The sequence below is a fragment of the Marinobacter sp. OP 3.4 genome (assembly GCF_036224885.1).
GTDB lineage: Bacteria > Pseudomonadota > Gammaproteobacteria > Pseudomonadales > Oleiphilaceae > Marinobacter.
On sequence record NZ_JAVVLT010000067.1, the window covers coordinates 20,693 to 35,846 of the forward strand.

General features: G+C 58.8%; 13 protein-coding genes. 3 read left to right on the forward strand and 10 right to left on the reverse strand.

Annotation, left to right across the window (positions count from 1 at the left end):
* Positions 1-7 precede the first annotated feature (7 nt).
* Genes RO069_RS12165 through RO069_RS12185 form a run of 5 tightly spaced genes read right to left on the reverse strand, consistent with a single transcriptional unit; the run spans position 8 to position 6,134 of the window.
* Positions 8-241, reverse strand: coding sequence for a formate dehydrogenase subunit delta (locus RO069_RS12165; protein ID WP_328187819.1), 234 nt, complete (start codon positions 239-241; stop codon positions 8-10).
* Positions 234-1,085 (reverse strand): formate dehydrogenase accessory sulfurtransferase FdhD, encoded by an 852-nt coding sequence (fdhD, locus tag RO069_RS12170; RefSeq protein WP_328187821.1) that lies wholly within the window; start codon positions 1,083-1,085, stop codon positions 234-236. The genes RO069_RS12165 and fdhD overlap by 8 nt, the downstream gene beginning before the upstream one ends.
* 16 nt (positions 1,086-1,101) lie before the next feature.
* Positions 1,102-4,017, reverse strand: coding sequence for a formate dehydrogenase subunit alpha (gene fdhF, locus RO069_RS12175; protein ID WP_328187823.1), 2,916 nt, complete (start codon positions 4,015-4,017; stop codon positions 1,102-1,104).
* Between the two features lie 24 nt (positions 4,018-4,041).
* Positions 4,042-5,580 (reverse strand): formate dehydrogenase beta subunit, encoded by a 1,539-nt coding sequence (locus tag RO069_RS12180; RefSeq protein WP_328187825.1) that lies wholly within the window; start codon positions 5,578-5,580, stop codon positions 4,042-4,044.
* A 17-nt stretch (positions 5,581-5,597) separates the two neighbouring features.
* The gene (locus tag RO069_RS12185) at positions 5,598-6,134 is read right to left on the reverse strand and encodes a formate dehydrogenase subunit gamma (protein ID WP_328187827.1); all 537 of its coding nucleotides are present in this window, start codon (positions 6,132-6,134) and stop codon (positions 5,598-5,600) included.
* Positions 6,135-6,227: 93 nt separating this feature from the next.
* Here RO069_RS12185 and RO069_RS12190 point away from each other — a divergent pair, with 93 nt between their 5' ends.
* Positions 6,228-7,304, forward strand: coding sequence for a substrate-binding domain-containing protein (locus RO069_RS12190; protein ID WP_328187828.1), 1,077 nt, complete (start codon positions 6,228-6,230; stop codon positions 7,302-7,304).
* A gap of 126 nt (positions 7,305-7,430) precedes the next feature.
* Here RO069_RS12190 and RO069_RS12195 read toward each other — a convergent pair whose 3' ends face one another.
* The 3 genes from RO069_RS12195 to RO069_RS12205 form a co-directional block, all read right to left on the reverse strand.
* Entirely contained in the window at positions 7,431-8,018 is a 588-nt protein-coding gene (locus tag RO069_RS12195; protein WP_328187830.1) for an antibiotic biosynthesis monooxygenase, read from the reverse strand.
* Between the two features lie 82 nt (positions 8,019-8,100).
* Positions 8,101-8,724, reverse strand: coding sequence for an isochorismate family cysteine hydrolase YcaC (ycaC, locus tag RO069_RS12200; protein ID WP_328187831.1), 624 nt, complete (start codon positions 8,722-8,724; stop codon positions 8,101-8,103).
* An 82-nt stretch (positions 8,725-8,806) separates the two neighbouring features.
* Positions 8,807-9,676, reverse strand: coding sequence for a pirin family protein (locus tag RO069_RS12205; protein WP_328187832.1), 870 nt, complete (start codon positions 9,674-9,676; stop codon positions 8,807-8,809).
* 113 nt (positions 9,677-9,789) lie between these two features.
* Here RO069_RS12205 and RO069_RS12210 point away from each other — a divergent pair, with 113 nt between their 5' ends.
* On the forward strand, positions 9,790-10,713 hold the full coding sequence (locus RO069_RS12210) for a LysR substrate-binding domain-containing protein (protein ID WP_328187834.1): 924 nt from the start codon (positions 9,790-9,792) through the stop codon (positions 10,711-10,713).
* 29 nt (positions 10,714-10,742) lie between these two features.
* Here the strand turns inward: RO069_RS12210 and RO069_RS12215 are convergent, their stop codons facing one another.
* Positions 10,743-11,201, reverse strand: a complete 459-nt coding sequence (locus RO069_RS12215; RefSeq protein ID WP_328187835.1) for an SRPBCC family protein — start codon at positions 11,199-11,201, stop codon at positions 10,743-10,745.
* Between the two features lie 454 nt (positions 11,202-11,655).
* Here RO069_RS12215 and RO069_RS12220 point away from each other — a divergent pair, with 454 nt between their 5' ends.
* Positions 11,656-13,227 (forward strand): methyl-accepting chemotaxis protein, encoded by a 1,572-nt coding sequence (locus RO069_RS12220; RefSeq protein WP_328187836.1) that lies wholly within the window; start codon positions 11,656-11,658, stop codon positions 13,225-13,227.
* A gap of 178 nt (positions 13,228-13,405) precedes the next feature.
* Here the strand turns inward: RO069_RS12220 and RO069_RS12225 are convergent, their stop codons facing one another.
* Positions 13,406-15,061 carry a putative bifunctional diguanylate cyclase/phosphodiesterase gene (locus tag RO069_RS12225; RefSeq protein WP_328187838.1) on the reverse strand — a complete coding sequence of 552 codons (1,656 nt, stop codon included), beginning with the start codon at positions 15,059-15,061 and terminating at the stop codon, positions 13,406-13,408.
* Positions 15,062-15,154: the final 93 nt, after the last annotated feature.

Below are 15,154 nucleotides of genomic sequence, written 5' to 3' on the forward strand. Positions count from 1 at the left end.
ACCGGATTCAGGATGGTTGGGGCGCCGTCAGCCGTTTGACCGCCAGCCTGGAAACCGTGGACAGTTCGGTCCCGTCGGATTCCGCGTAATCGATGATCTTCTGCTTCATGCTCCGGGCCCAGAACTTCTTTATATGGGTGGCAACCACCTCGGCCGCCTCGCCCTCATCGCCATGGTGGAGGTTATTGTCGCTGATCTGGTTGATCATCCTGATCAGGTTCTGGAGCTGTTGGTCACTCATCCTCGCATTCCTCAGAAGGTTGGCCACCGCCACGGTGGTAGATCACGTGCCGTCCGGGGCGGGCAAAACCAATCAGCGTCATGCCGGCCTTTCGCGCCTCCCGGACAGCCAGGGCCGTGGCCGCCGAGACCGCGACCAGGCAAGGGATGCCAACGCTGGCGCTTTTCTGCACCATCTCGAAACTGGCGCGGCTGGAAATCAGCGCAAAGCCGTCATCAAAGGCGGTATCGCCGTGTTCCCGTATACGGGCACCAATCAGCTTGTCCAGTGCGTTGTGGCGCCCCACATCTTCCCGGGCCAGCCCAATGCGACCCTGGCTATCGCACCAGGCGGCGCCGTGAGTGGCCCCGGTCTGTTTCTGCAGGGGTTGGTGGTTGCGAAGATTGCGCAGGGCCTCCTGTACCAGGTCGTCACCCGGTACCCTGTGAACCGGAACCCGGGGTATCGCCCGGACGGCGTGGGCCAGGGATTCGGTGCCACACAGCCCACAGCCGGTCCGCCCCGTCATGTTCCGTCTCTGTTCCCGCAACCGGGCAAAACGCTCGCCCGCTATGTGCATCTCGATGGAAATGCCGTCTTCCACCGTCACCACATCCAGCTGGAACAGTTGATCCGGGCGGTCCAGGATGCCTTCCGTGAGGCTGAAACCCAGGGCAAAGTCCTCCAGGTCGCAGGGGGAGGCCATCATGACCGCGTGGGAGATGCCGTTGTACACCATCGCCACGGGCACTTCCTCGGCCACAAGGTCCGGCCCGGGCGCGCCCTCAATGCCACCACGAACCTCCACGACGGTCTGACGGACCGCCGGGAAATCGCTGGGCGAATCGGGGCCAGAGGCTGCCATGGCAGCTGATTCCGGACTACTTGAGCGCCGAGGCATCTGACGGCTCCGCGTGACCAGCTCCAGGTTTCAGTAACCCGAGCTGGCGCTGGTCGAACTGCTCGAAATGGCGCTGCCATTCCGACGGCTGGGACACCTTCTCCACCTGCACCGCCGTTACCTTGTATTCCGGGCAGTTGGTGGCCCAGTCGGAGCTGTCGGTGGTGATCACGTTGGCGCCACTGCCCGGGTGATGGAAAGTGGTGTAAACCACGCCCGGCAGCATCCGGTCGCTGATTCGCGCCCGCAGAACCGTCTGCCCCACGCGGCTGGTGATACCAAGCCAGTCGCCTTCACGAATGCCCCGGAGTTCAGCGTCGCTGGGATGGATCTCCAGCACATCCTCATGGTGCCACTCGCTGTTCCGGGTACGACGGGTCTGCGCGCCGACGTTGTACTGGCTCAGGATACGCCCGGTGGTCAGCAGCAGCGGGAACCGGCGGTTGGTTTTCTCCTCGCTGGCGACATACTCGGTCACCGCGAACCTGCCCTTGCCGATCGGGAAATCGAGCGTGTGCATGGTGGGCGTGCCGTCCGGATGTGCCTCGTTACAGGGCCACTGGATACTGCCGAGCTCGTCGAGCTTCGCGTAACTGACGCCGGTAAACGTTGGTGTCAGCCGGGCGATCTCGTCCATGATGTCGGAAGGGTGGTTGTAGTGCATGGGGTAGCCCAGGGCGTTGGACAGAGCCATGGTCACTTCCCAGTCCTCCAGGCCCGCCACCGGCGCCATGACCTTGCGCACCCGGTTGATGCGGCGCTCGGCGTTGGTAAAGGTGCCGTTTTTCTCCAGGAAGGTGGAGCCCGGCAGCAGCACGTGGGCGTACTTGGCGGTTTCGTTCAGGAAGATGTCCTGCACGATCAGGCAATCCAGCGCGCTGAGGGCCGCCTCCACATGCTGGGTGTTGGGATCGGACTGGGCAATGTCCTCGCCCTGCACATACATGGCCTTGAAGCTGCCGGCGATGGCGGCATCGAACATGTTGGGAATCCGCAGCCCCGGTTCGTCGTCAATGGTCACGCCCCAGTCGTCCTGGAACCTGGCCCGTACTTCCGGGTCGCCCACGTGCTGGTAACCCGGCAGTTCGTGGGGGAAGGAGCCCATATCGCAGGAGCCTTGAACGTTATTCTGGCCCCGCAGCGGGTTCACGCCCACCCCTTCACGGCCGATGTTGCCGGTGGCCATGGCCAGGTTGGCGATGCCCATCACCATGGTGGAACCCTGGCTGTGCTCGGTGACGCCCAGGCCATAATAGATGGCGCCGTTGCCCGCTTCGCCGTAAGCGCGGGCCGCCTGGCGCACCAGGTCCGCCGGCACGCCGGTGATCGCCTCCAGGGCTTCCGGAGAGTTGCGTTCCTCGGCGATAAACTCACGCCACTGGTTGTAGTGTTTCGGGTCGCAGCGGCTTTCGATAAACGCCTTGTCTTCCAGGCCTTCGGTCACGACCACGTGGGCCAGGGCGTTGATCATGGCCACGTTGGTGCCCGGGCGCAGGGGCAGGTGGATGCCCTCGGTGCCGTGGGGTGTTTTCAGCAGGTCAATGCGGCGTGGATCAATCACAATCAGCTTCGCGCCCTGGCGCAGACGCTTGCGCATCTGCGAGGCAAACACCGGGTGGGCATCGGTTGGGTTGGCACCGATCACGATCATGGTGTCGGCCTTCATCACCGAATCGAAGGTCTGGGTGCCGGCGGACTCGCCCATGGTGGTCTTCAGGCCAAAGCCGGTAGGGGAGTGGCAGACACGGGCACAGGTATCGGTGTTGTTATTGCCGAACGCCGCCCGGATCAGTTTCTGCACCAGGTAGGTTTCCTCGTTGGTGCAGCGGGAGGACGTGATGCCACCGATGCTTTCCCGGCCGTATTTGGCCTGGGTGTCCCTGAGCTTCTTCGCCGAGAACGTGATGGCCTCGTCCCAGGACACCACTTTCCAGGGATCGTTGATGGAGTCCCGGATCATCGGTTCCTTGATGCGGTCCTTGTGGGTGGCGTAGCCGAAGGCAAAGCGCCCCTTCACGCAGGAGTGACCGTGGTTGGCGTCGCCACCCTTGTAGGGCACCATGCGCACCAGCTGGTCGCCTTTCATTTCCGCCTTGAATGAGCAGCCCACGCCGCAGTAGGCGCAGGTGGTCACCACACTGTGCTCAGGCTGGCCGGCGTCGATCACGCTCTTTTCCATCAGCGTGGAGGTAGGGCAGGCCTGTACGCAGGCGCCGCAGGACACGCATTCGGAATCCATGAACGGGTCGTTCTGGCTGGCCACCACCTTGGAGTCAAAACCGCGGCCTTCGATGGTCAGCGCAAAGGTGCCCTGAACCTCCTCGCAGGCACGCACACAGCGGGAGCAGACGATGCACTTGCTGGGGTCGAAGCTGAAGTACGGGTTGGAGTCGTCCACGTCCGCATCCAGGTGGTTCTCGCCCTCGAAACCGTAGCGCACTTCCCGCAGGCCCACGGCACCGGCCATGTCCTGCAGTTCGCAGTTGCCATTGGCCGGGCAGGTGAGGCAGTCCAGCGGGTGGTCGGAGATGTACAGCTCCATGATGTTGCGGCGGAGCTTCGCCAGTTTGCCGGTCTGGGTGGTGACCGCCATACCTTCGGAAACCGGCGTGGTACAGGACGCGGGATAGCCCCGTCGCCCCTCGATTTCCACCGCGCACAGGCGACAGGAGCCGAAGGCTTCCAGGTTATCCGATGCGCACAGTTTGGGGATATTGATACCCGCCAGGGTTGCTGCACGCAGCACCGAGGTGCCTTCGGGCACGGCGATATCGGTGCCGTCGATGGAGAGACTGACCAGGGTTTCGGAGGTACTTGGCGGCGTACCATAGTCGATGTCCGGGTTGGGGCCGCTCATGCCGGGACCGGTCTTGCTCGGGTCGTAATAGTGCAACATAGCCATTGCCTCCACTCGCGTCGGTCAGGCCGTCAGGTCGTCCGGGAAATGTTTCATCACACTCTGTACCGGGAACGGGGTCATACCGCCCATCGCACAAAGGGAGCCGTCGACCATGGTCTCGCACAGATCTTCCAGCAGGGCCAGGTTGGCCTCGCGGTTCTCGCCGGCGCGAAGTCGGTCGATCACTTCAACACCACGCACCGAACCGATCCGACAGGGTGTGCACTTGCCGCAGGACTCCACGGTGCAGAACTCCATGGCGAACCGGGCTTGCTCGCCCATGTCCACGGTGTCGTCAAACACCACCACGCCGCCGTGGCCGATACCCGCGCCAAGTTGGCCGAAAGCCTCGTAATCCATGGGCGTGTCCCACTGACTCTCGGGCATGTAGGCCATCAGCGGTCCGCCCACCTGGACGGCTTTCATGGGCCGGCCCGAGAAGGTGCCACCGCCGAAGTCTTCCAGGATTTCCTTCAGGCTGACACCAAACGCCAGCTCAATCAGGCCACCCTGACGTATGTTGCCGGCCAGTTGGATCGGTAGCGTGCCCCGGGATTTACCCATGCCGTAATCGGCATAGGCCTGACCGCCTTGGGCCAGGATGAACGGCACCGCCGCGAAGGAGAGCACGTTGTTTACCACCGTGGGCTGGCCAAACAGCCCCTTGATGGCGGGCAGGGGTGGTTTCGCCCGTACCAGGCCGCGTTTGCCTTCCAGGCTCTCCAGCAGCGAGGTTTCTTCCCCGCATATATAGGCGCCCGCCGCCAGGCGGACTTCCAGGTGGAACGCCCGGCCGCTGCCCCGGACATCGTCGCCCAGATAGCCTTCTGCTTCCGCACGGTGGATGGCGTTCTCGAGGATGCGGTGCGCCACCGGGTATTCCGAGCGCAGGTAAATAAACCCTTGGGTGGCGCCCACCGCCAGCCCGGCAATGGCCATACCCTCGATCAGCATGTAGGGATCGCACTCCATCACCAGCCGGTCGGCGAAGGTGCCGGAGTCGCCCTCGTCGGCGTTGCAGACGATGTACTTCTGCTGTTGCCAGGGCTCATCGTGTACCGTCTGCCACTTGATGCCGGTAGGGAAGGCCGCACCACCGCGGCCGCGCAGGCCCGAGGCTTTCACTTCATCCACAATCGCCTGGGGAGACAGCAACAGGGCCTTGTCGAGCCCGTTGAAACCGCCATGGGCACGATAGTCGGCAATGGACAGCGGATCGGTGATGCCAATGCGGGAAAACGTCAGCCTCTGCTGGCGTTTGAGGTAAGGGATGTCCGCCACCGGGCCAAGAAACCGTGGGTGATCGGATTGACCCTCGAACAGACCGGCCTCAACCAGTCCCGGTATGTCGTCCGGTTCCACCGGACCATAGCCGATCCGCCCGGTGGCCGTCTCCACTTCCACCAGGGGTTCCAGCCAGAACAGGCCACGGGAGCCGTTACGCACGAGTTCGATATCCACGCCCCGGATACCCGCGTAGTGCACGATTAACCCTGCCACCTCGTCCGCCCCCATGGACAGCGCGGTGGTTTCGCAGGGCACATAGATTCTTGTCGCCATGATCAATGCTCCTGCTGTTACCGGATATCCAGCGTGGCCGTGGTGAGCCTGTCCGCCAGGCGATCGAACTTCTGCGGAGTCATCCGGCCGTGGATGTCATCGTTCACACGGATGGACGGCGCGCAGGCGCAGTTACCCAGGCAGTACACCGGCTCCAGGGTGAATTCGTTATCGGCGGTGGTGCCGTGATAGTCCACACCCAGGCGTGTCTTGATGTGGGCTTCCAGGGCGCGACCGCCCATGGACTGGCAGGCCTCCGCACGACAGACGTGAATCACGTTGCTACCCACCGGGCGTGTGCGGAAATGGTGGTAGAAGCTGATCACCCCGTGTACTTCGGCGCGGGTCTGTTGCAGCGCTTCGGCAATGATGCCCACCGCACCCTCGGGGATGTAGCCAATGCGGTTCTGGACAGCATGAAGGATGGGGAGCAGGGCGCCGGGCTTGTGCTTCAGGGCGTTCACTTCGTCCCGGATCATGTCAGGTGTCCAGTCGCCGATGCCGGGCATCGTGGCGCCACCCGGATGTTGTTGTATTGGCTCTGAAATATGCATGACTGTTCCTATCTGTTTTTATTCTGGTATAGTGCATAAACTGCAATACCTATACGCTAGCACTCCGTTGCGCTCTACGGAATATGAACCGGCATGCATAAAAAGAAGCTCTCCATCTCACCTGCCTGGGTTTTCCATACCGATGACGGTGAACTGTTTGAGCCGGTGCTGTTTCGTTTGCTGGAAAACATCCGTGATAGCGGGAAACTCACCGCCGCCTCCACCTCTGCCGGAATTTCCTACCGACACGCCTGGAACCTCCTGAACCGGGGCGCCGACACCTTTGGCTTACCACTGGTTGAGATGCGCAAGGGGCACGGCACCGAACTGTCTGCCCTGGGTGAAAAGCTGCTCTGGGCCGACCAGCGGGTCAAGGCACGGTTGGGTCCTCAGATCGACAGCATGGCCTCCGAATTCAACGACCAGATCCAGCAACTGCTGGCCGGGCAGCACCCGGTGCTGCGCCTGCACGCCAGCCACGGTTATGCCGTGGCGGTGCTGCCGGAATTTTCAGATCAGGTTGAAATCAACCTGCAATACCGCAACCCGGAAGAAGCACTGACCGCCCTGAACCGGGGCGAATGCGACCTGGCCAGCTTCCACTTTCCCACTAACCCGGAGCGGGCCCGGGAAATCATGGCCCACTACCAACACCAACTGGCCGGCAACCGGTTCAGGCTGATTCGTTTTGTAACCCGGCGCGAAGGCCTGATGGTGCGAAAGGACGCCCCGGTGAAAGTCAGCAGCCTGGCCGAGCTGGCCAACTCCGGGCTCCGCTTTATCGGCCGCGACCGACACTCCGGCACCCGCATCCTGTTCAACCTGCTGCTGCGCCAGGTCGGGCTCGCAGAGGACAGCATCAACCGCTCGCCCCAGCATGAGTTCACCCACACCGCCGTTGCCGCTTTCGTGGCTTCCGGAATGGCGGACGTAGGCTTCGGTGTGGAGGCGGCCGCCAGCCAGTTCAATCTCGATTTCGTGGAGATGGCCTGCGAGCATTACCTGCTGCTTTGCCATGAAGACCGTCTGGAGCAGGGCGATCTATCCCATCTGATCGAACTGATACGTTCAAAAGCCTTCGTCGACCGCATCCACGATCTCCCGGGCTATGAACCGGACAACCCCGGAACCGTCACCACCTTCGAGCAATTGCTTGCCGGAAATGGCTGAACGGGTGGAGCTATACGGTTTCAAGGTGTCATGGAATGGCCTGGTTCAGGCGTGTTTTCGAAGGCGTGTTTGGTGCCCCTGGAATTCGGCTGGCATTGTCCGATCAGTGACGCTGGAGGGGCAGTATTAACGAAATAACCACCCCGCGACCATCCGAACAACCCTTGGCATGATCAGATACACCACCAGAGCGACGACGGTGGCGGCGATGATTCCATGGCGGATTCCCCACAGGGCCAGATCCGGCACGGTCTGAAAAAGGGGGCTGTACAGTTCCGGCACAATCATCGTCAGTGGCCAGATAACCGCCGTGGTGATGAGCCATTGCTTCCACCGCGTTGGTTGCCGGGCCGTGGAAGAGGGCGGTGTGAACCAGAAATCGATACCGCTTTTGATCTCCACTTGCTCATCCGAGGCCAGGGCCGGAGATATGTCGGCAATAAGCTCTCGTCGAATATCGGAGTTCAACCAGACTTCAGCGTCGTCTTTCGAGGAAAAACGGACTGATATCTCGAAGGTGTCGTTGCCCTCCGTTGGTCGGATGATATGGACACCCTGATGTCCAGGGAACTCGGACGCCGCCTGGATGATCTGCCTTAGCCAGGTTTCGTACCGATCCCTTTGCCCCCGGTGCACCGTATGGCGAATGATGATGGACCGGCCTGAGTCATAGTGCACGGACGGGGCGGGGCTGTTCGCATTTTCATCACTCATCGGTCGTTACCTGGAGCCAGTTATTGGTGAGGTGCCGGCCCCTACTCACATCCTTGTGGGCAGGGAGGCCTGGCACGGACGTTTACTCGCCTTTCTGCGCCGCGTAGCTCTGCATCAGGTTGGAGTAGTGGGGCAGGTGGCTGGCCAGGATACCGCCGAAACCTTCGATATCGTTCCGCCAGTCGCGGTGCAGCTCACCGGCAACGCTGAACCAGTTCATCAGTTGGGCGCCTGCCGCCTGCATGCGGCTCCAGGCCGCATCCCGGGTCACCTGGTTGAAGGTGCCCGAGGCATCGGTGACCACGAACACGTCGTAGCCTTCCTCAATGGCGGACAGGGTCGGGAAGGCCACGCACACGTCGGTGACCACGCCGGCAATCAGGAGCTGCTTCTTGCCGGTTGCCTTGACGGCATTCACGAAGTCCTCGTTATCCCAGGCATTGATCTGGCCCGGGCGAGGGAAGTAGGGCGCGTTCGGAAACGCTTCCTTGAGTTCGGGTACCATCGGTCCATTCGGACCATCCTCGAAGCTGGTGGTGAGGATGGTGGGGATGTCGAAGAACTTCGCGATGTCCGCCAGTGCCAGGACATTGTTCTTGAAGTCATCCGGGGAGAAATCCCTGACCAGGGAAAGCAGACCAGACTGATGGTCGACCAGTAGCAGCGCAACATCGTCCTTATCCAATCGCTTGTATTGAAAAGCCATGATTGCTTACTCCTTCATTTCACTCGGGTGGTTGTCGGCCGGTCTCCCGGCCTTTTGGTATCGCCAGTGCCGGTATGGCGCACTAGCGGTGTAGCAGACCAAACTTCCCGTTCTGGAAATCCTCCATGGCCTGCCGGATTTCATCCTGTGTGTTCATGACAAAGGGGCCATGCCCAACGACGGGTTCATCGATGGGCTCACCGGTCAGCAACAGCGCATGGGCATCGTTATTGGCATCGATCGCCAACTCCGTCCCGTTACGGTCCAGCACCGCGAATTCCGCATCCCGCAGAACCTCCTCACCATTGACCAGCACGGTGCCCTTCAGCACGACCAGCAGGGTGGTATGGCCCTCGGGGATGGACATCGACAGCCTGGCTCCGGGCAACAAACCCAGATCCCAGACGTTGATCGGCGTATGGGTCCGGGCGGGGCCTTGCTGCCCCTGGTACGCCCCGGCCACGACACGCAGTTCGCCGACATCGTCGCCCAGGGACACCCTCGGAATATCCTTGTCCAGCAGTGTCTGGTAGGCAGGCGGCGTGCGCTTCGCTGACGCTGGCAGATTTACCCAGAGTTGAACCATCTCCAGTGGCCCGCCGTTCTCGGAGAAGGCCCGGGAGTGGAACTCCTCGTGAAGGATGCCCGCGCCTGCCGTCATCCACTGCACATCGCCGTTGCCGATCAACCCGCCGGCGCCCGAGGTATCCCGGTGCTCCAGTTCACCCTGGTACACAAGGGTCACTGTTTCGAAGCCCCGGTGAGGGTGTTGGCCAACGCCCCGCTTGCTCCGGGTGGGAGGAAAGACCGTCGGGCCGGCATAGTCCAGCAGGAGAAAGGGAGACAGGTTCTGCGGGCCCATGCGGTCATAGGAAAACAGCGAGCGCACGGGAAACCCGTTTCCCACCCAGTGGCCCACGGGAGGACTGTAGGTTGTCAGGATGTGTTTCATTGATTGCCTCCGTTTTCTGGCCAGTGGATGATGACTTCACAATAGGTCAGCCCAGATGACCTGGGAAGACACCGAAAGTTATACTCTGCGTTCCATTTATAGGACGGCGTTACATGCAGGATTTGAACGATCTGTATTACTTCGTGAAGGTGGTGGACATGGGCGGCTTCGCGCCCGCCGGCAGGGCCCTGGGGTTGCCGAAATCCAAGCTCAGCCGGCGGATCGCCAGGCTGGAGCACCGGCTGGACACCCGCCTGCTGAATCGTTCGACCCGAACCTTTACCGTCACGGAGCTGGGGAAGGAGTATTACCGCCACTGTGTTGCCATGCTTATTCAGGCAGAGGCGGCCCAGGAAGTCATCGATCGTTCACTCGCGGCGCCCAAGGGCACCATTCGCCTGAGTTGCCCGCCCGGCATGATCTATTTCCTGATCGCGCCCCTGGTTGTTCGCTTCATGCAGAAGTATCCCGAGGTCAAGGTCGAAATGGAGGCCACCAGTCGACGGGTGGACGTGATGAAGGAGGGCTTCGATATCGCCCTCAGGGTCCGCTTTCCACCGCTTGAGGACAGCAGCCTGACCATGAAGGTGCTGTCCCAGAGCCCGCAATGTCTTATGGCGGCGCCCAGCCTTCTTGAGCAGTTACCCAAACCCTCGACCCCCAATGACCTGACGGGGCTGCCGAGCATCGATTTCGAGCAATGGAATGGCCAGCACGTCTGGAACCTGGACGGCCCCGATGGCGCCTCGGTGCAAATCCATCACCAGCCCAGACTGGTGACGGATGATGTGTTCACACTCAGGCAGGCCGCGCTTGGAGGCCTTGGCATTGTCAAAATGCCATTGATTGTCGGGGGGAGAGACCTGGTGGAGGGAAGACTCGCCAGCGTCCTGCCGAGCTGGCGCCCGCGCGGGGGCATTTTTCACGCGGTGTTTCCATCCCGTCGCGGCCTGATGCCCGCCGTCAGGGCGTTCCTGGATTTCATTGCGGAATCCATGGATGAGGTGGATTTCCGCTTACCGGAAGAGCAGTCCTAAGGTGACTGTTCGAACTAGGCTCTAAGCAGCTAAGCAGAGGTAACCCGATCACGGATTACCTGGATGGTATCGATGTCAGCGGCGATGTAGGCCTGCTGGACGAAAAGGTCGTAGGGAAGCTCATCACCGAGACCTTCCGGGTAGTGGGTGCAATAGCTGAACCGGACGAGCAGGGCCTCGGGTTCCGGCTCTTCAATCGTCATTGTGAGGCTGCCACCGGGTACCGTTTCCGTCGGTACAATCTCATAGTGAACGGATTGACCCTCGTTCAGCGTGACCACATCGTCCACCACGAGACCGGGTAGCTGGAGGCTTCGCTTCAGGCGGTGATTGCCCTGCCACTCAATCTCGTACTCTCCCAGCCCGATAACGAAATGGTGAGGAGAGGTGGCCCGCAGGACAAGCCCTTCCCACAGGTCATCTCTCGACATGTCCGTGATGGAAGGATCTGTCAGGTCATTCACCTGAACCAGATGTTCAAATTGCATCGTCGCCTCCAGATTATCGCGTCGGGCCCAGGCATAGCCTTTGCCAGCCGTTATCCCAGTCTGGGTCATGATCACCAGAATCACTGAACAGATTCATTATGGACCACGACCGATAGGGAGGACACGACATTGGTATTTTGTAGCAGGTCTGCCAATCGATATTGCACCCGGATATGTGAGGCGTTAGAAGTTGCGAGGATGCTTCTATGACTATGGCTCCCCTAAAGTCATACCCTGATTACAACAAACTACCGCCGCAATAATCTATTTTTGAAGGTAATACAATGTTAAATGACATTTTACATCATTCTATTGACGCCGATCAGATATGGGGCATCCTTGTCTGTGCCCAAGTTCGCAGTTTGGCTATTGGCCACAACCTTCGCGACGTGGCTGACGGTCAAACTTGCGGTATCCAGCCATCAACTATTTTATGTTACCAGGCGCTATTAGAATGAATAAGATTAACCTGAATAACCTTTCAGTAGGGGCCAAGCTCGGACTCGGCTTTGCCGTAATGGTCCTGTTCTCGGTCGTCCTGATCATACTGGCCCTAAACAGCATGGGCGACTATAACCGTCGCTCCACGATCGTCGGTGAAGTCGGCATGGCTCAATCCTTGTTGCTGGATGCCAGGATTCAGGAAAAGAACTATCAGATTCGAAAACAGGCGGACTATATACAGCAGTCCAAGGAACTTGCCGACCAGGCTGTTGAAATCCTGCTCCCGCTCAAGGACCTTTTCGTGGTGCCCGAGGATGATGAGCGAGTCGACCGGATAGTATCCGGAGTTGAAGAGTATAAAGCGACCCTTGATCAACTACAGGCCAGCACGGAAAGTGGCGCCATGAACATTGGCGCCGTTATGGATGAGTTGGTTTCCGTTGCCAGGGCCAATGTTGACACTGCGGTTGAACTTCAGGAAGTCCAGCTAGGGCGGATGGCTGACGACTATGACACCCTGGTCACCAGCTTCCTTTCGGTCGGCGCTGTCATCGTACTGCTGGCTGTTGCTATTGGTTGGTGGCTGGTTCGGTCTGTTACCCATCCGATCCGGCAAACCGTGGACGTTGCGAATCGGGTGGCCTCCAGCGACCTCACGGTTCAGGTGGAGACAAACCGCGGTGACGAGTTCGGGCAGTTGCTGGCCGCTTTCGCCACCATGGTAACGAACCTGAGGGAGCTCATACGGCAGATCGAAGAGGGTTCAACAAATATTGCCTCTTCATCGGAGGAACTGGCGACCGTTACCCAGCAAACCAGTGAGGGAGTTCAGCAACAGAGCGATGGAACCGACCAGGTGGCCACAGCAATGAACGAAATGGTGGCAACCGTGAACGAAGTGGCCAAGAGTGCAGAAGCCGCTTTTGAGGCAGCCCGCCGCGCCGACGGGAAGGCCTCGGAGGGAGAGCAGGCGGTGGAAGACACCATAGCTGCGGTCACAAGACTGGACGCCCAGAATAATGAAGTCATGGAACAACTTCGTTCCCTGCAAAAGGATACTGATAATATTGGCTCTATCCTGGAGGTCATCAAGTCTGTGGCGGACCAGACGAATCTCCTGGCGTTAAATGCGGCCATTGAAGCCGCACGAGCCGGGGAGCACGGTCGAGGCTTTTCCGTAGTCGCTGATGAAGTCCGCTCACTGGCACAACGCACCCAGGACTCTACAACCGAGATCGAGACACTGATCGGGAATCTGGTATCAAGCGCCGACAGCTCGGTCCATCGGATGACTTCAGGCACCGAACTCTCCCAGGAGACTCTGGAAACGGCGCAGCGGGCCGGAGAAACCATCCGCGAGATGGCTGCAGCTGTGGAAGAGATCCGGCAGTACAACAGCCAGATTGCGACGGCCGCCGAGGAGCAGACCTCAACGGTAGAAGATATCAACCAGAACGTCACCCGGATTCGAGACATTGCCGAACAGTCCGCCGCGTCGACCGAACAGGTTTCCGCGTCCAGTGACGAACTGGCCCGACTGGCGGAAGGATTAAACTCCCAGGTCAGTCGTTTCCGGCTCTGAATACCTTCCCATTGTTGCCTGACAAGGCAATGCCGAACCGTTTAACCGACAGTTCGGCGTTGCCTATACCTAGCATGATTTGGTGGTATCACTGGCTGTGGGGCCAGCGACATAGTCGAGACCTGGCTCACCATGGGCCAGCTTGCTGATCGCAAGGTTCCAGCTATGCCTAAATGGCTTACCTATTTTCGACGTATTGTCTGTATTCGGTCAGGGGGAGTGGCCTGGAATAATAATATCCTTGCCCCAGATCGGCGCCCAATTCAGTGACAATCTTGTGCTGCCCCAGCGTTTCTATACCTTCGACGGTTACCTCCAACTTTAATGCATGGGCCATGGAGATCATAGACTCCATAATTGTTCGCGCGTCCTCGCTGTGTTCCAGATTCGTGACAAAAGCACGGTCGATTTTCAGACCAGAGAGCGGTATATGAGTCAGATACTGGAACGATGAATAGCCTGTACCAAAATCATCCAGGCTGACTTTGAAACCTTGGTCTCGCAGGCTTTTCACGGCAACTTCAGCCCGGGCCGGGTCCTGAATCAGCGCACCTTCCGTAATCTCGATTTCTAATGATTCCGGATGGCAGCCGTGGGAGGCGACGACTCTTCCCAAATTCCCAATAAGCTCTGAATCCATAAGGTTGTTTACGGCAAAATTGATACTCACTGGCATGAGCCCTTCCGACTGAATCCGTTGACATGCCTGCGCAATAACAAATCGAGTCACGGGGTCGATCAGCGTTGTTGCTTCAACCTTTGGCATAAAGAGACCCGGCATAACTATGTGACCATCCTGGTCGACCCACCGTAACAGAGCCTCCGAACCTACGTGTTTTCCCTTTCGTAAACATATCTTCGGTTGATGGAATAATTCAAATTCCTGATTTTCCAGGCCATCACGGACCTGTGCAATAAGCTTGACCCTCTCAGCTGTCATTTTGTCGAACGATGGGTCATAAAGTCGATAGGGTACATTGTTCTCCATTGCAACAGAAAGGCCAGTTCTCGCCCGGTTTATTATGGTTTCGCTTTTGTCCTCATTCGGGTCGAACAGATAACCTCCTGCGGCTATCTGAATTCGCAGTGCAATGCCGTCAATAACTGTCTCCTGCTCACCAATTTTCTGCGAAACTGCAAAAACTGAGTCTATTTCTTCCTGAGACTTTGCTGAAAACAGAATAGCCAGTTCAGACTTGCTGAACCGATAGATCCGATGGGATCTGCCAAGGTGTTGACCTACACGATCTGCTACTTCCTTCACAACCCGGTCGGCCGTTTCAGCCCCCATGGATTGAAGTATCTCCCACAAATCCTGCATGCGAATAAGCAGGATTGCCTGCAAGGCCTCATCTTTATATTGCCCGAAAAGCTCTAAATCTCTGATTAGTGCAGCTTGCGAATGAAGCCCGGTTTTATGGTCAATCTGAAGTGATTCGAGATGACGCTGATTTGCTTGGCGAAGCCTTCGAAATAGTACCGATGCAAATACACCTATGACGACAAAAAAGGCAATACGTGCAAGCCAGTTTTCCGCCGTCTGAGAACTACCTGCGCTCACATTGAGTGGCATCCAGGGGCCCAGAAGCAGACCGCCAAGAATTCCACACACTATGGCACCTGTAAAACCAAACCACGACGCAGACAGGAGTACAGGTAGAAGTGCCGCATAAGGGTAGGCATAGGATGTTCCCCCTGTCATATAAACGAGAGTCGCAGAAGCCAATAAAAGGCATCCAATGCCAATCAATTTGAGTCCGGCAGGTAACCGTCCATTGAATTTGGGGGAAAAATCCAGGAGATCTGATTTGTTTTTGCTACCTGTATAGTCCATTCAGTTAACCTCAGATTGCAATTCTGGCATATTTCGAATATTCGACAATACTCCGCGAACTTAGAAAAAGTGATCCGAGGGACAGCTTCACCC

Excerpts from the sequence above, each read along its gene's own strand:
- RO069_RS12165 (WP_328187819.1), bottom strand. The coding sequence starts at position 241 with ATGAGTGACCAACAGCTCCAGAACCTGATCAGGATGATCAACCAGATC.
- fdhD (WP_328187821.1), bottom strand. The coding sequence starts at position 1,085 with ATGGCAGCCTCTGGCCCCGATTCGCCCAGCGATTTCCCGGCGGTCCGT.
- fdhF (WP_328187823.1), bottom strand. The coding sequence starts at position 4,017 with ATGTTGCACTATTACGACCCGAGCAAGACCGGTCCCGGCATGAGCGGC.
- RO069_RS12180 (WP_328187825.1), bottom strand. The coding sequence starts at position 5,580 with ATGGCGACAAGAATCTATGTGCCCTGCGAAACCACCGCGCTGTCCATG.
- RO069_RS12185 (WP_328187827.1), bottom strand. The coding sequence starts at position 6,134 with ATGCATATTTCAGAGCCAATACAACAACATCCGGGTGGCGCCACGATG.
- RO069_RS12190 (WP_328187828.1), top strand. The coding sequence starts at position 6,228 with ATGCATAAAAAGAAGCTCTCCATCTCACCTGCCTGGGTTTTCCATACC.
- RO069_RS12195 (WP_328187830.1), bottom strand. The coding sequence starts at position 8,018 with ATGAGTGATGAAAATGCGAACAGCCCCGCCCCGTCCGTGCACTATGAC.
- ycaC (WP_328187831.1), bottom strand. The coding sequence starts at position 8,724 with ATGGCTTTTCAATACAAGCGATTGGATAAGGACGATGTTGCGCTGCTA.
- RO069_RS12205 (WP_328187832.1), bottom strand. The coding sequence starts at position 9,676 with ATGAAACACATCCTGACAACCTACAGTCCTCCCGTGGGCCACTGGGTG.
- RO069_RS12210 (WP_328187834.1), top strand. The coding sequence starts at position 9,790 with ATGCAGGATTTGAACGATCTGTATTACTTCGTGAAGGTGGTGGACATG.
- RO069_RS12215 (WP_328187835.1), bottom strand. The coding sequence starts at position 11,201 with ATGCAATTTGAACATCTGGTTCAGGTGAATGACCTGACAGATCCTTCC.
- RO069_RS12220 (WP_328187836.1), top strand. The coding sequence starts at position 11,656 with ATGAATAAGATTAACCTGAATAACCTTTCAGTAGGGGCCAAGCTCGGA.
- RO069_RS12225 (WP_328187838.1), bottom strand. The coding sequence starts at position 15,061 with ATGGACTATACAGGTAGCAAAAACAAATCAGATCTCCTGGATTTTTCC.